The organism is Pseudoalteromonas sp. M58, assembly GCF_042604605.1.
Classification (GTDB): domain Bacteria; phylum Pseudomonadota; class Gammaproteobacteria; order Enterobacterales; family Alteromonadaceae; genus Pseudoalteromonas; species Pseudoalteromonas tetraodonis.
Window position 1 is genome coordinate 1,673,197 of the sequence record NZ_CP152390.1, and the last position, 14,397, is coordinate 1,687,593.

The 14,397-nt window shown below is 40.2% G+C and carries 11 protein-coding genes; 1 reads left to right on the forward strand and 10 read right to left on the reverse strand.

The genetic code is table 11. The features are described from left to right. Positions 1–12 precede the first annotated feature (12 nt). From AAGD16_RS07675 to ggt, 3 genes are all read right to left on the reverse strand, one after another. A complete protein-coding gene (locus AAGD16_RS07675; RefSeq protein ID WP_377114737.1) occupies positions 13–723 on the reverse strand; it encodes an SIMPL domain-containing protein in 711 nt (236 codons plus the stop codon). Between the two features lie 111 nt (positions 724–834). Next, positions 835–2,529, reverse strand: coding sequence for an NAD-dependent malic enzyme (locus AAGD16_RS07680; protein WP_028835240.1), 1,695 nt, complete (start codon positions 2,527–2,529; stop codon positions 835–837). 368 nt (positions 2,530–2,897) lie between these two features. Next, positions 2,898–4,676 carry a gamma-glutamyltransferase gene (gene ggt / locus AAGD16_RS07685; protein WP_377111098.1) on the reverse strand — a complete coding sequence of 593 codons (1,779 nt, stop codon included), beginning with the start codon at positions 4,674–4,676 and terminating at the stop codon, positions 2,898–2,900. Between the two features lie 97 nt (positions 4,677–4,773). Here ggt and rrtA point away from each other — a divergent pair, with 97 nt between their 5' ends. Beyond that, complete coding sequence (gene rrtA, locus AAGD16_RS07690; RefSeq protein ID WP_058154611.1) at positions 4,774–5,367, forward strand: rhombosortase; 594 nt, start codon at positions 4,774–4,776, stop codon at positions 5,365–5,367. Between the two features lie 38 nt (positions 5,368–5,405). On the opposite strand, the gene AAGD16_RS07695 is transcribed toward rrtA, so the two are convergent. The 7 genes from AAGD16_RS07695 to AAGD16_RS07725 all read right to left on the reverse strand — a co-directional run bounded on the left by AAGD16_RS07695 (position 5,406) and on the right by AAGD16_RS07725 (position 13,780). Continuing rightward, positions 5,406–7,907 (reverse strand): prolyl oligopeptidase family serine peptidase, encoded by a 2,502-nt coding sequence (locus AAGD16_RS07695; protein WP_377111100.1) that lies wholly within the window; start codon positions 7,905–7,907, stop codon positions 5,406–5,408. A 105-nt stretch (positions 7,908–8,012) separates the two neighbouring features. Beyond that, entirely contained in the window at positions 8,013–9,182 is a 1,170-nt protein-coding gene (locus AAGD16_RS07700; protein ID WP_377111101.1) for an endonuclease/exonuclease/phosphatase family protein, read from the reverse strand. Further along, positions 9,182–10,111, reverse strand: coding sequence for a YeiH family protein (locus AAGD16_RS07705; RefSeq protein ID WP_016900350.1), 930 nt, complete (start codon positions 10,109–10,111; stop codon positions 9,182–9,184). The genes AAGD16_RS07700 and AAGD16_RS07705 overlap by 1 nt, the downstream gene beginning before the upstream one ends. 4 nt (positions 10,112–10,115) lie before the next feature. Then, positions 10,116–10,340: a DUF2798 domain-containing protein gene (locus AAGD16_RS07710; RefSeq protein WP_013464944.1), complete on the reverse strand. Its 225-nt coding sequence runs from the start codon at positions 10,338–10,340 to the stop codon at positions 10,116–10,118. Positions 10,341–10,409: 69 nt separating this feature from the next. Beyond that, positions 10,410–11,555: a 5-(carboxyamino)imidazole ribonucleotide synthase gene (locus AAGD16_RS07715; RefSeq protein WP_377111102.1), complete on the reverse strand. Its 1,146-nt coding sequence runs from the start codon at positions 11,553–11,555 to the stop codon at positions 10,410–10,412. A 2-nt stretch (positions 11,556–11,557) separates the two neighbouring features. Next, positions 11,558–12,040, reverse strand: a complete 483-nt coding sequence (gene purE, locus AAGD16_RS07720; RefSeq protein ID WP_013464946.1) for a 5-(carboxyamino)imidazole ribonucleotide mutase — start codon at positions 12,038–12,040, stop codon at positions 11,558–11,560. A 153-nt stretch (positions 12,041–12,193) separates the two neighbouring features. Next, the gene (locus tag AAGD16_RS07725; RefSeq protein WP_076916071.1) at positions 12,194–13,780 is read right to left on the reverse strand and encodes an ABC-F family ATPase; all 1,587 of its coding nucleotides are present in this window, start codon (positions 13,778–13,780) and stop codon (positions 12,194–12,196) included. Between the last annotated feature and the right edge of the window lie 617 nt (positions 13,781–14,397).

Below are 14,397 nucleotides of genomic sequence, written 5' to 3' on the forward strand. Positions count from 1 at the left end.
GATCACCAAACCCTAATCTATATAATAAATTGCATAGCTTGACGCGCTAATAGTGATTTCACCCGCATGATAGGCATCAGGGACATAATTATCAGGTGCACTGTCTGCCATCATTACTTTTTCACTGCGCATGTACGGTGTAGATGGCATATCAAGCGGGGTTAAAGACGCGCTATATAAGCCTTTTAACTCTACATCAAAGTCGTCACTTAGCTCTTTTGCCGCGACTTTGGCTTGTTTAATTGCCATTTTTTGTGCTTTTTTATGCAGCTCATCGTAGTTGCTAGCTAAAAATTGCGTTTGTCTAATTTCATTAATGCCATTATTAACTAAGCTCTGTAGTAATTCAGGGTATTTATTAATTGCAGAGAGTTTAATAGTGAGCGTTCTTGATACTTTAAAGCCAGTAAACTCTTGTTTGCCTGTTTCACGGTTATATTGGTTATCACGGTATATAGAAATTTGACCGGCATTAATATCCGCATCATCTACCCCTAGTTTTTTTACTAAACTTATTGCACTGGCCATAGTGGTATCGGTTTGTTTTTTTGCTGCAATTAAGTCTTTATCTATTTCAGTAATGCCCACCGTTAATAAAACATGATCCGGCATCGTCGTTAGTGAAGCTTCACCTTTAACATAAATATGCGGCTCTTCTGGGGCGTTGCTTGCATAAGCTGATGTACTGAGTAATGCGGCGGTTAAAATCGAAAGCGTTTTCATAAGTCTATCCTTTTAAATTTGATTGCCTCAGTTAACACCTTATGCGGTTAATTAAAGATGAACAAGCATAAAAAAACAGGCAAAAGCCTGTTTTTTTAATCTCTACTGTAATTAAATGCTGCAACGCTTGTAGTTACGGTATTTTGGTAACCAGTAGTTTTTGTCGATGGCTGCCCACAGCGCATCGTCTGAAATTTCAAGGGCTACGCCCTCTTCAATTGCTTTTTTAGCCACTGCAAACGCAATACGTTTACTAAGCGTTTCAATTTCAGTCAGTGCCGGTAGTAAGCTGCCTTTACCTGTATTAGCTAAAGGTGACGACTCAGCCAACATTTCGCTCGACATTATTAGCATCGCATCGGTAATACGGGTTGCTTTGGCGGCAATAACACCTAAGCCAATACCCGGGAATATGTAACTATTATTACATTGTGGAATTGGGTAAGTCACACCGTTATAAACAACTGGGTCGAATGGGCTGCCAGTTGCAACAATTGCTTTGCCATCGGTCCATTTAATTACATCTTCTGGATACGCTTCAACTTGCTTAGATGGATTACTTAACGGGAAAATAATTGGCGATTCACATTTAGCATGCATAGCGCGAATGACTTGCTCGGTAAATAAACCAGGTTGGCCTGATACACCAATTAAAATATCTGGTTCAGCACAATGCATTACATCTAATAACGACGCGTATTCACCGCTATAGGTCCAATCAGCTAAGCAGCTAGTTGGTTGTGCAAGCATTTGTTGAAAGTCACGTAAGCCTTGCATACCATCAGTTAATAAGCCAAAACGGTCAACCATAAAGACTTGGCTACGTGCCTGTGCTTCACTAATACCCTCAGCAACCATAGTGCTAACAATTTGTTCAGCAATACCACAGCCTGCAGAGCCTGCGCCTACAAAAACAACTTTTTGAGTTGATAATTTAGCACCTTTAACACGACATGCTGCTAATAAAGAACCCACAGTGACCGATGCAGTGCCTTGAATATCATCATTAAAGCTACAAATTTCGTTGCGGTAACGCTTTAATAATGGCATTGCATTAGGCTGAGCAAAATCTTCAAACTGCAGTAACACATTTGGCCAGCGACGTTTAACTGCTTTAATGAATAAATCTAAAAACTCATCGTATTCATCTTGTGCAATACGTTTATGGCGGGCACCCATGTACATTGGGTCGTTTAATAATTTTTCGTTATTGGTTCCCACATCGAGCATAACCGGTAACGTATAGGCTGGGCTAATACCGCCACACGCGGTATACAAAGAAAGTTTACCAATTGGAATGCCCATACCGCCAATACCTTGGTCGCCAAGGCCTAAAATACGCTCACCGTCGGTAACAACAATCACTTTTACTTTGCCTTTTGTGGCATTACGTAAAATATCGTCAATGTGAAAGCGATCTTCATAGGAAATAAATAAACCACGGGCACTGCGATAAATATCAGAAAACTTTTCACAGGCATCACCCACTGTTGGGGTGTAGATAATAGGCATCATTTCTTCGATATGATCGCGCACTAAACGGTAATAAAGCGTTTCGTTATTATCTTGAATGGCGCGTAAATAAATGTGCTTATTTAAGTTGTCGTTAAAACTTGAGTACTGTTGGTAACAACGCTCAACTTGCTCTTCTATTGTTTCGTAACGAGGAGGAAGTAAACCAGCAAGATTAAAGTTTTCACGTTCTTTTTGGCTAAAAGCACTTCCTTTATTCAATAGCGGGGTTTCAATTAGGCCTGGGCCAGAATAAGGAATATAAAGATAATTTGGATCGGTATTTGTAGTCATATTTCCAAGCTTTACTGAATCTTAAGTAATGATCTGCCATTATCATTGTTAAAGGCTAAATTGCAATGACATTTAAGCTTGTCAGACCATTGAAAATTTACAAATACAAGCGCTACTTTAGTATAAAGCCACTCATATTTGGTGAATATGTTAGCTGGCTGTTGTGAGTTTATAAAAATTAAAACGGGCATTAGACCAGCGTTTGCTGTGTGCAATGATTACAACAGTGTCAGTTATTTTTAGATTTGCTAATTTTTTACGTTAGTTAACATACTATTTTCAATCAAATAATCATTAACTATTAAGCTGTTACATAAATAACAGCAGGTAATACATTAGCTGCAAACCTGCTGTTGATTATACATGTTTTAGAATTTAAATGAGGCTTTATTATTACTTAAATCCGATAATGCCATCCCTTCCCTGCGAGGATCGGCGGCGCCATACAAACGGTTGTTTTTAACTTCTACCGCATGCAACCCAGAGTTTAAGTCAATCACGCGCACATCATGGCCGCGCTTTTTAAGCTTTGGTACCACCGCTTCAAGTGCAGTGCCTTTTTCTACGCTGGTGTAGTCGTTGCGATTAGTGGTACGCGGTAAATTAATGGCTTGTTGCGCATTCAAATCCCAATCTAAAACGCCAATAACAACTTGCGCTACATAATCAATAATGCGACTACCACCAGGAGAGCCGACCACTAGACGTAAGCTCCCATCTTGATTAAATACCATCACGGGTGACATTGAGCTGCGCGGACGTTTATGGGCTTCTACTCTGTTAGCCACTAACTTGCCATTTTTACGCGGCGAAAGTGAAAAATCAGTCAGCTGATTGTTTAAAATGAAACCATTAACCATGACCGTCGAACCAAACGCCATTTCTATAGAGCTGGTCATCGAAACAGCATTGCCTTTGCTATCAACAATCGAGACATGTGACGTAGACGGAAGTTCAAAAGAGTCATCATTTGCGTAGCTTAAGTAATCAACTGGATCACCAGGAAATGCTTTTTGATCTTTTTCAGTGATCAATTTTGCGCGGGTGGCGATATAGTCTTTGTTTAATAACTCCTCGGTAGGGACTTGGGTAAAATCAGGATCGCCAATGTATTTATTTCGATCGGCAAACGCAATGCGCGATGCTTGGCTAAAGTAATGAATAGCCTCTGCGCTATTAGCTTTAATATTGGCCATGTCTTTGTGTTCAAGCAAGCCTAAAATTTGTAGCACTGCAACACCGCCACTACTAGGTGGTGCCATTGAGCACACTTTGTAAACGCGGTATTTAATACATACAGGGGCGCGCTCTTTGCTGGTGTAGTTAGCAAGATCTTGCTCAGATAATTTACCCGGTGCAATTTTTGATTTCTGCACTGCACTTACCATGGCTTTTGCATTATCACCTTTATAAAAAGCGTCAATCCCTTGTGAGGCAATGTCTTTGTATAAATTAGCAAGCGGCTGATTTTTTTTAATACTGCCTACTTTGATCACTTCACCATTGGGAAAAAAATACTCATTTATGACCGGCATACTCATAACACCCGGGTTTAACTGCCTAACGAGTAAACCATGTAATCGTGGAGATACTTCAAACCCTTGTTCAGCTAGCGCAATAGCTGGCTTAAATAACGTTGCCCATGGCAAGTTACCATATTGTTTATGGGCACTGGCAAACGCATGTAAAATACCTGGTACACCCACCGAGCGACCACCTACAACTGCTTCAATCCATTTAACAGCTTTGCCATGTTCATTTAAAAACAGGTTTTCATCGGCATTACTGGGGGCTGTTTCGCGACCATCAAAACTGGTGAGTTTATTGTTAGCTTTGTTGTAATACATCATAAACGTACCACCACCAATGCCTGATGATTGCGGCTCAACTAATGTAAGCACTAATTGGGTGGCAATTGCGGCATCAACGGCGCTTCCGCCTTGGGCTAAAATGGCCTTACCCGCTTGTGAGGCATAAGGATTTGCAGCCGCAACCATGTATTTATCGCCAGGTACTAACTGCTTTTGTACTACCCCTGTGGCGGCTTCTGGTTCACGGGTTTCAATTTGGCTTGCTTGCTGTGCAAATAAAGGAAAAGACAGTGCACTTAAAGAGAGAGCAAATAAAGAGTTGAGCTTAAAATTCATAATTACTGATTAAACTTAAATTGCATGGAAGATAATTGGCATCTTAAAGTTAAACAGGCACAATATGCAAAAATAAATATAAAAAAATGATCATTAAATGCTTAATTTACCCCTTCAGCCGCGTTATGTTTTACCCCCCTTGTGTTTAATTGTATTAAGTACGCTCTTAGCATGGCTTGGTATGAACAATGAGCTTGAGTTTAATCGCCCATTAATTGAACAAGGCCAACTATGGCGCTTATTTACCAGCCAATTTGTACATGCTAACTGGGTACACCTAGGTTTAAATTGTGCTGGTATCGCGCTTATTTGGTTATTGCACGGTGAATATACTACACCTAAGCAATACAGCTTTAATATTGCACTCCTTGCGCTTTGGTGTGGCTTGGGTGTTTATTGGTTTTGTCCAACAATCATTATTTATACAGGGCTGAGTGCGCTATTGCATGGCGTGATCGTGTGGGGGGCCATAAAAGATGTCACCGTCGGGCTAAAATCAGGTTATATCTTGTTTATTGGTGTATGGATAAAACTTATTCTTGAGCAAGTTAATGGTCCAAGCGCAGAAATAGGTCAACTCATTCAATCAACGGTGGCCGTTGATGCGCATTTAATTGGTGCAATTGGTGGGGTTATATTAGCTGTGCCGCTGGTTGTAAAACACATCAAAAACGATAATAAACACGGTTAAAAAAACGCCACATAAGTGGCGTTTTTATTTTTAGTCGATTAAAGCGTTTCTTTAAACAGTTTATAAATTCGACGGTATTCATCTAACCAGCTCGAAGGCTGAACAAAACCATGCGGTTCTACTGGGAAGATTGCTGTTTCAAAGTTTTCTTTTTCAAGTTCTATTAAACGCTGTACTAAACGCACTGAATCTTGAAAGAACACATTATCATCAACCATAGGCGCATTTATTAATAAATGCTTTTTAAGCCCTTCTGCATAATAAATAGGTGAACTACGCTCATAGGCAATCGGGTCAACATCAGGGTGATTCAAAATGTTAGCCGTATAACCTGTGTTGTAATGAGCCCAATCAGTCACTGGACGAAGCGCTGCGCCTGATTGAAACAAGTCTGGTGCGGTAAATAACGCCATGAAGGTCATAAACCCACCATAAGAGCCACCGTAAGTCCCTACCGCTTGGGTATTAACATTGGCATTATCCGCCATCCATTTTACGCCATCGGCTAGATCTTGTGTTTCAGGTGTTCCCATTTGGCGATAAATAGCCGTTCGCCAATCACGACCATAGCCTTTAGATGCGCGGTAATCCATATCCATTACTACATAACCTTCATCTGCTAGTAATGAATGGAACATAAATTCACGGAAGTAGCCAGACCACCCCATGTGTGAATTTTGCAAGTACCCTGCACCGTGGTTAAAAATAACCGCTTTGCGGGTTTTGCCTGTTTCACCCTCTTGGTAATCAGCGGGATAATAGACTTTGGCGTATATGGGCTGATCTGTATGACTAGATGGCACAGCAACAATTTTAGGCGCTGTGAGTTTTTTAGCTAAAAACGCATCAGATATCGTATTGGTTAAACGAGTCGCGGTTGTGTTTGCTTTAGCCTCTGCCACATAAAGTTCAGTCGGCATAGTGATTTTAGAATGTCTAAGTAATAACTTAGATTGATCAGGGCTTAAGGTGTAATCCGTCATACCGTTTAAGTCGGTTACTTGCTCACTAACACCTGTTTGTGGATTAACGCGGTATATTTCGTAAAGACCCGGATGCTCAATATTCGCTTTATAATAAATAGCACTATTGTCATCAGTAAGGGTTAAGTCAGACACTTCAAACTGACCTTGTGTTAAAGCCGTAGCCTTGCCATTTAAAGGTTTTTTATAAAGCTGACTGTACCCCGACTCTTCCGATAAATAATACAGCGTGGTTGAATCATTTAACCAACCAAAGTCGTTAAACGCATACGCAATCCACGCATCGTCATGTAAACGGTGTTGAGATACGAGTTTGTTATTTTTAAAATCAACGGTGGCTAACCAACGATCTTTGTTATCCCACGCTTCAAGCATAATCGCCACTTGGCTGCCATCATCGTTCCAGCTGATAGGCGATTGATCCCATCCCCAGTCTGAAATTACATTAATGCCACGCGGTTGTTTCTTAGACTTATACGTTTTGCCTTCGCGGGCATAGTTTTCTTTTTTAACCTCAGCGAGTACATCTTCATCAAAACCAGGCAAGGTATTAAACCCTAAAGTAGTTTGGCTTTGATCTGTAAGGTTAATATAAACAATTTCAGAAGTTTGCTCTTTAGCGTCAGCCACACGACGGCGAACTTTTTTAGGCTCTATTGTCGCATCATCAGTGATGTAGTTAGGCATAATGTCGCCTTCACCACGCCATGAACTTTTTTCTTGAACAACCACAATTAACGCGTCGCCATTTGGAGAAAGCTGGGCCTCATCAACCGTGTTGCCATCGCCTAAATAGTAATGCGTGTTGGCAATTGAGCTATTTTGAGTTTTGACTTGCTCATTTCGCGCATACTTGTCTTGTTTGTTTTTATGCTGCAGTGCAATGTAATCAATCAGCTTATGTTGTTCTTTGGCAATATAAGTTGTTGGCTCTTTTACGCCTTGTGGTTTGTCAGCCAGTTTTAAATTAGCAATTTCACGGGTTAAACCTGTGGTTAAATCTACTTTAAAAAAGATATTACCTTGGCGATACGCTAAATTACCATCGTTTAAAAATTGTGGTTTTGACTCGGTGGCTGAGCTTTGCGTAATTTGCTTAATTACACCTGACTGTACGTTTTTAATAAATATGTTGCCTTCAAACACATAAGCTTGAAGTGATTTATCGTTAGAAAAAACAGCTTTACTTGAGCCTACGCTGTGAAGCTGATTTAAAGCCACTTGCTCTGCTGTTTGAGCGTTTACAGCTTGAGTGAATAAATCTCTTAGCTCACTACCTTGTTGTTTACGCGCGTAAATAACGGTACTTGAGTCAGCACTCCAAAATGCACCTTGCGGTTGGCGTCCAATCCAATCAGGGTGAGCCATCGCTTGTTCAAGCGTAATTTTTGAGACACCCATGTCTGCAGGTGTGTTAACAACACTTGCAACCTTGGTATTTGTTTGAATAGCTGAGTCATTAGAAGTTGTGGCGGTTGCTGTACAGCCCGCTAACATAACACTTGACGCAACAGCCATTGCAACAAGTGTTTTAGAAGATGAAAGTTTAAAAATCATAGTGCTTCTTGACGGTTATTATAATTAACCGTATTTAAGCAGAAGCACCTTTATAATTGCAATTATTTAAGATAAACAACGCTGATATCGGGGTGAGTAACCCGTTTATTCAACCGTTAAATCAAGCCATACCATACGGTGGTCACTTGATGCGTTTCTATCTTTGATTAAACGGTACAATTCGCTTTGTTTTTTCGGCCAAAATACGCCACCATCTTTAATGGTTAGTCCATAATTTGAAGGCAGAACGTAATCAACGCGTGCCTGCCAATTAGCAGTATAATTTTTAGCATAAGCTTGTGGGTATTGCTCTTTAGCGCCCTCACTGGTTGGAATAAAACCGGCATTAATCATCGGGCTTTTAAGTAACTGATCTGTTGTATTTGTGCGCTTTTTATCGCCCTCAGGGGCGGCATTTAGATCACCTAAAATCACAAAGCGTGATTTTGCTGCAAGGCCGCCCTTTTTACCGTTATCGTCATACAGGTAACTTTCGTTATTAACGTAATCAGCAATTAATCTAATTTCATCATGATTACGAATGCCGTTTCTGTCTTCATCACCATCAAACACAGGCGGCGTAGGATGCGAGGCTAACATGTGAACTACTTTATCATTTACTTTTACCGGTATATCCCAAAACGATTTAGAGCTTAAACGTAAAGCATTCCATTCTTCTTCGTTATACCAATTTGTATTGGTTTTTGGATCTACCGGCATTTTCACATTCGGTAAATCTTTGTGCTTAAACGTTTGCAGGGTTCTGATGTTGTCAAAAACAATGGGGTAACGAGACAAAAACGCCATTGCGTAGTGGCCTTCAAAAAATCCAAAACCTTGCGCATCGCCCATCACACCATTTTTTTTGCCATCGTTGTCTAAATCAAACTCTGTGGCTAAGCCTGTGTTAACTGGTGCAATGTAAACATAAGGATAATCGATAGCCGCTTGATCATTTTGTCCTACATTTAAGTAATGGGTTTTAAAGTATTCTATCCCTTGTGATTTAGGGACGTAGTCAAATTCATTTAAAAGCACTACATCTGGACGAACGCGTTGAATTATTTCAGCAATATTTTTAATTTGCTGGTGGTCAGAGCGCAGCGCGTTAACTAAGGCATCGCTTTTTACTTTTTCATTTTTAGCGGTGTAATTGGTTGCATCCATACTGACATTAAACGTTGCGACCCGTAATGACTCTGCGTGAACATAGCTTGCTGAAACCAGTGACAATAAAAAGCCACCAATAATTTTAATACCGAGATCATGTCTCATTATATGAATCCATCTATAATTAATAATAAAATAACACTGCTAACCACGATCCAAAGAATCACAGCCATTAAAAACGGTTTAATTCCCGCTTGCTTTAGTACCGATAACGACAAACCACTGCCAATTAAAAACAGTGTCATCACTAGTATTTGCTTCGCTGCAATGTTTATCAACTCCCAATAAGATGAAAGCGACGGCACATAGGTATTAATTAATGCGGCTAATAAAAAGCCTACAATAAATAATGGAATACTCGCCTTTTCATCTGAGCGCATAAACACACCCGCAAGCGTAGTGTATGGAATAATCCACATAGCACGAGTAAGCTTCACTGTTGTTGCTATGCTCAGTGCCACTGCACCATAAGTAGCCGATGCACCTACCACGCTGCTGGTATCATGAATTGCAAGTGCAGCCCATAATCCAAACTGTTCTTGGGTTAATTCAAAATAGTGCCCAATTGCAGGGAATAATAATAACCCTACACCATTGAGTAAAAATACGATACCCAGAGCCACAGCCACTTCATGATCTTTGGCTTTTATAACCGGTGCCATGGCCGCAATAGCGCTACCACCACAAATAGCGGTTCCAAAGGAAATTAACACGCCTGTGTTACGATTAAGTTTAAACACTTGAGTTAAAATTTCGCCAAGTCCAATTATGGCAGTAATACTGACAATTGTTAACACTAAAGAGCTGCGACCAACCTCAATTACCTGATTAAAATCAACAGCAAACCCCAGCCCCATAACCGCCAACTTTAGCATCCATTTACTGGCCTTTTGTGATAACTCAGCAAACGGGTTACCCAAGGTAATCGCAAATAACGCCCCCATAACCAAGGCACTACCAGCGCCAATAAATGGAGTGATGCACAAAGCCAGTAATATTATAAATACAGGTTTATGTAATTTAGCGATAATCATAACGTTAAGCGCGAATGAGTTTATTAGTCAGTTTATGGACAACGGGGGCAACAAATATAACCGTTGGAAAGGCAATACAAAAGGCAAATAACCACGCTTTAAGCCAGATAGATACGATGTTATCGACCATACCAACATTAAATAGAGAAATAACTAACGACATAAAACCTGACATGAAAAGTGCCATAAAAAAGGCAAACACAATAGTACGAAACTTTGGATGGATCATTGAAAAGAACCTTTAGAAGGTAAAGCGATATATTGAAGTTAAGTTCAATTTATCGCTTTGTTTTTTAACTTATAATAGCGATTTGCTGGTAGCTAATACACCGGGGTAATCTTGCTCTGGTAAGCACATTGCGAGTTCACCAAGGCGTTCACCTAATTGCTGTAAATTATCAGCAGATACATTAATGTGGCCCATTTTGCGACCAGGTTTTACACTTTTACCGTACCAATGGCTGGTTACATCTGCTGTTTTTAACACATCAGTAGGGATTTGTGCTTGGCCTAATACATTTATCATAGCAGTCGGTTGCTTAAGTTGCGTACTACCTAAAGGTAAGCCGGCAACAGCGCGCATATGGTTTTCAAATTGCGAGCAATGAGCACCTTGTTGCGTCCAATGGCCTGAGTTATGAACTCGCGGCGCAATTTCATTAACCAGTAATGTACCTTGCACATCAAAAAACTCAATGGCGAGTACACCCACATAGTTAAGCTCATTCGCAATTCGGGTAAATGCCGTGATTGCTTGTTGCTCTAGTTGGCTATTATTGTTTTTACCTGCAACCGAAAGCGTTAACACACCCTCGGTGTGCTTGTTTTCAGTTAATGGATAAATAGCAACATGGCCGTGTTTATCGCGCGCACCAATAATAGAGACTTCACGATCAAACGGGATCATTTTTTCTGCAATTATGGTGTGCGGAGCGTGCTCAGTGCCTGATGCAATAAAATCAGCCATTTCAGCCCAAATTTGCTCAATTTGATCGTCTGATTTTAAACGCCATTGGCCTTTACCATCGTAACCCGCTTGGCATGTTTTAATGACTAATGGCTTACCAAGTGTTTGAACCGCGAGTTCAAGATGCGCTTTTTCTGTAATTAATTGATATGGCGCGCATGCGACCGCGGTTTTATCTAGGAGCGCTTTTTCAAGCGCACGGTCGCCACCGGTTTTAATGGCTTGTTTGCCCGGATAAAACTTATTGCTATTACAACACTGTGTAAGTACATCATCTGGAATATGTTCAAACTCGGCCGTAATAGCATCAGCGTTTTCTATCGCCAGTTCGAGCGTTGTTGGGTACACTTCATTGGTAAGCGGATGTACAATCTTTTTGCTGCCTACATCATAAGCAACCACATTTAAATTAAGCGGTGCACCGGCTAAGCTCATCATTCGTGCTAGCTGCCCTGCCCCTAAAATTAAAATATTCATGATCACTCTGCAGGATTTGGGTTAGCTAAAACAGTCTCAGTTTGTTCTTTACGGAACGCTTCGATTTTTGCGAAGATTTCTGGGTTTTGACATCCTAAAATTTGTGCCGCTAATAAACCTGCGTTTGCAGCACCGGGCTCACCAATAGCAAGGGTACCTACCGCAACACCTTTTGGCATTTGGCAAATAGATAACAGAGAGTCTACACCGTTTAGCGCTTTAGATTTAACGGGTACGCCTAAAACTGGCAGAGATGTAAACGCTGCCGCCATTCCCGGTAAGTGCGCCGCGCCACCTGCGCCTGCAATAATAACTTTAATACCGCGTTCTGCGGCTGAACTTGCGTAATCGGCAAGTAATTGAGGAGTGCGGTGGGCAGAAACCACTTTAGTTTCATACTCAATGCCAAATTTTTCTAGCATAAGGGCGGCGTGTTCCATGGTTGGCCAATCTGATTTAGAACCCATAATAATGCCAACAGTCATAAATACTCCTCAGTAATGTATTTTAAAAATAGCGGACTTATGTCCGGTTTTATGGCGGGTATTATATACTTAAATGCTGCACTAATGCGACCAGCAGGCAATAAAAAAGCCATGTTAAACATGGCTTTTTTTAAACAGCGAAACAATCAGCAATTAAGCTTCTTTACTCGCTAAATATTCTGAGTAGTTACCTCTAAAGTCGATAACTTTACCGTCTTTAATTTCCCAAATACGGGTGGCAACTGATGATACAAACTGACGGTCGTGTGACACAAACATCAAGGTACCTTCATACGCTTCAAGTGCTAAGTTAAGCGCTTCAATTGATTCCATATCCATGTGGTTGGTTGGCTCATCCATTAATAAGATATTTGGTTTATGCATCATGATTTTACCAAACAGCATACGACCTTGCTCACCACCAGATATTACTTTTACTGATTTTTTTATATCGTTTTGTGAAAACAACATACGACCCAAGAAGCTACGCACTACTTGCTCATCGTCGCCCTCTTGTTGCCATTGCTCCATCCACTCAAACAAATTCATGTCTTTTTCAAACTCATCAGCATGATCTTGTGCATAGTAGCCAATGTTTGCATTTTCAGACCATTTAAACTCACCGCTTTTAGGCGCTAAACGTCCTGCTAAAGTGTTTAATAATGTTGTTTTACCCACACCATTTTCACCAATAATAGCAATGCGTTCACCTACTTCAACCAAACCCTCAAGGCCTGAGAATAAAGTTTCTTCAAAACCTTGAGATAAGCTAGTCATTTCTAGTGCGTTACGAAATAACTGCTTTTCTTGTTCAAAACGAATAAAAGGTGTTTGACGTGACGACGCTTTTACTTCGTCTAATTGAATTTTATCAATTCGTTTTGCACGTGAAGTGGCTTGCTTTGCCTTTGATGCGTTGGCAGAAAAGCGCGATACAAATTGTTGAAGCTCTGCTATTTGGCTTTTCTTTTTGGCGTTTTCACTTAATAAACGTTCGCGTGCTTGAGTAGCTGCAAACATGTATTCATCGTAGTTACCCGGGTAAATACGTAGTTCACCGTAGTCAATATCGGCCATGTGCGTACATACCGAATTTAAAAAGTGACGGTCATGCGAGATGATGATCATGGTACAGTCACGTTGATTCAATACATCTTCAAGCCACTTAATTGTATAAATGTCCAAGTTATTGGTAGGCTCATCGAGCAGCATGATATCAGGGTCTGAAAACAACACTTGAGCTAGAAGCACACGAAGTTTAAAACCTGGTGCAATTTCTGACATAGGTCCGTAGTGCTGCTCTGTAGCAATACCCACACCTAATAGTAACTCACCCGCTTTAGATTCAGCCGAGTAACCGTCCATTTCAGCAAATTCAGTTTCAAGATCGGCTACTTTCATGCCGTCTTCTTCACTCATTTCAGGTAGGCTATATATACGGTCACGTTCTTGTTTGATATCCCACAATTCTTTATGACCCATAATCACGGTATCAATAACAGAATATTCTTCGTAGGCGAATTGATCTTGGTTTAGTTTAGCAACGCGCTCATTTGGATCAGTACTTACGTTACCCGAAGATGGTTCTAATTCACCACTAAGGATTTTCATAAAGGTCGACTTACCGCAACCATTAGCACCAATTAAACCATAACGGTTTGATTCGCCAAATTTAGCTGAGATATTTTCAAATAACGGTTTAGCACCAAATTGCATGGTGATGTTAGCTGTACTAATAATAGCGCTACCCTCCAAGGGAGACTGAAGTATTTAAATTGCGCGCAGTTTAAACCAAATCACCGTTTTTTTCTATGAAAGTTTATAGCACCAAACTCAAAGTAAACGGTGGCTGTTTATTAACTATAAAAGCAATTAAATAGCCAAAGTACTGGGCGAGTAAATGTGCTGAAAAGGTGAGTAAAACTCATTATTGTACTGTTGATGCAGTAAAAAAATGTTTAATAAAAAAACAACTAGCATAAAACCCTTTATAAATTATTTAATCGCGTTTACAGGCGACTTGGTCGCATTTTACTTTTATTAACAATTAATACGGCTATATTAACGTTTTTTATAGTATTAGAGTTTTAGCTCTACCCATGCCGATAGGTGCAACTATGAAAAAAATTCAACACACCCTCTCCTACATTTAAGCCTAATGTCTTATTACAAAATTAAATGGCAGTTTATACGGCTACAAAATAAAAACAGCATTAACTTAAAATGAACAAGCTGCGTGTTTTATGCTAATTGTGATTGATAATTTTTCACTTTTGAGCCTTTTATTGCTTTGCTAGTCTGCACGACTTCGAATTTAGTAATTATAAAAACGTCTTTAATTTAGGCAAGGCACACAC

Excerpts from the sequence above, each read along its gene's own strand:
- AAGD16_RS07675 (WP_377114737.1), bottom strand. The coding sequence starts at position 723 with ATGAAAACGCTTTCGATTTTAACCGCCGCATTACTCAGTACATCAGCT.
- AAGD16_RS07680 (WP_028835240.1), bottom strand. The coding sequence starts at position 2,529 with ATGACTACAAATACCGATCCAAATTATCTTTATATTCCTTATTCTGGC.
- ggt (WP_377111098.1), bottom strand. The coding sequence starts at position 4,676 with ATGAATTTTAAGCTCAACTCTTTATTTGCTCTCTCTTTAAGTGCACTG.
- rrtA (WP_058154611.1), top strand. The coding sequence starts at position 4,774 with ATGCTTAATTTACCCCTTCAGCCGCGTTATGTTTTACCCCCCTTGTGT.
- AAGD16_RS07695 (WP_377111100.1), bottom strand. The coding sequence starts at position 7,907 with ATGATTTTTAAACTTTCATCTTCTAAAACACTTGTTGCAATGGCTGTT.
- AAGD16_RS07700 (WP_377111101.1), bottom strand. The coding sequence starts at position 9,182 with ATGAGACATGATCTCGGTATTAAAATTATTGGTGGCTTTTTATTGTCA.
- AAGD16_RS07705 (WP_016900350.1), bottom strand. The coding sequence starts at position 10,111 with ATGATTATCGCTAAATTACATAAACCTGTATTTATAATATTACTGGCT.
- AAGD16_RS07710 (WP_013464944.1), bottom strand. The coding sequence starts at position 10,340 with ATGATCCATCCAAAGTTTCGTACTATTGTGTTTGCCTTTTTTATGGCA.
- AAGD16_RS07715 (WP_377111102.1), bottom strand. The coding sequence starts at position 11,555 with ATGAATATTTTAATTTTAGGGGCAGGGCAGCTAGCACGAATGATGAGC.
- purE (WP_013464946.1), bottom strand. The coding sequence starts at position 12,040 with ATGACTGTTGGCATTATTATGGGTTCTAAATCAGATTGGCCAACCATG.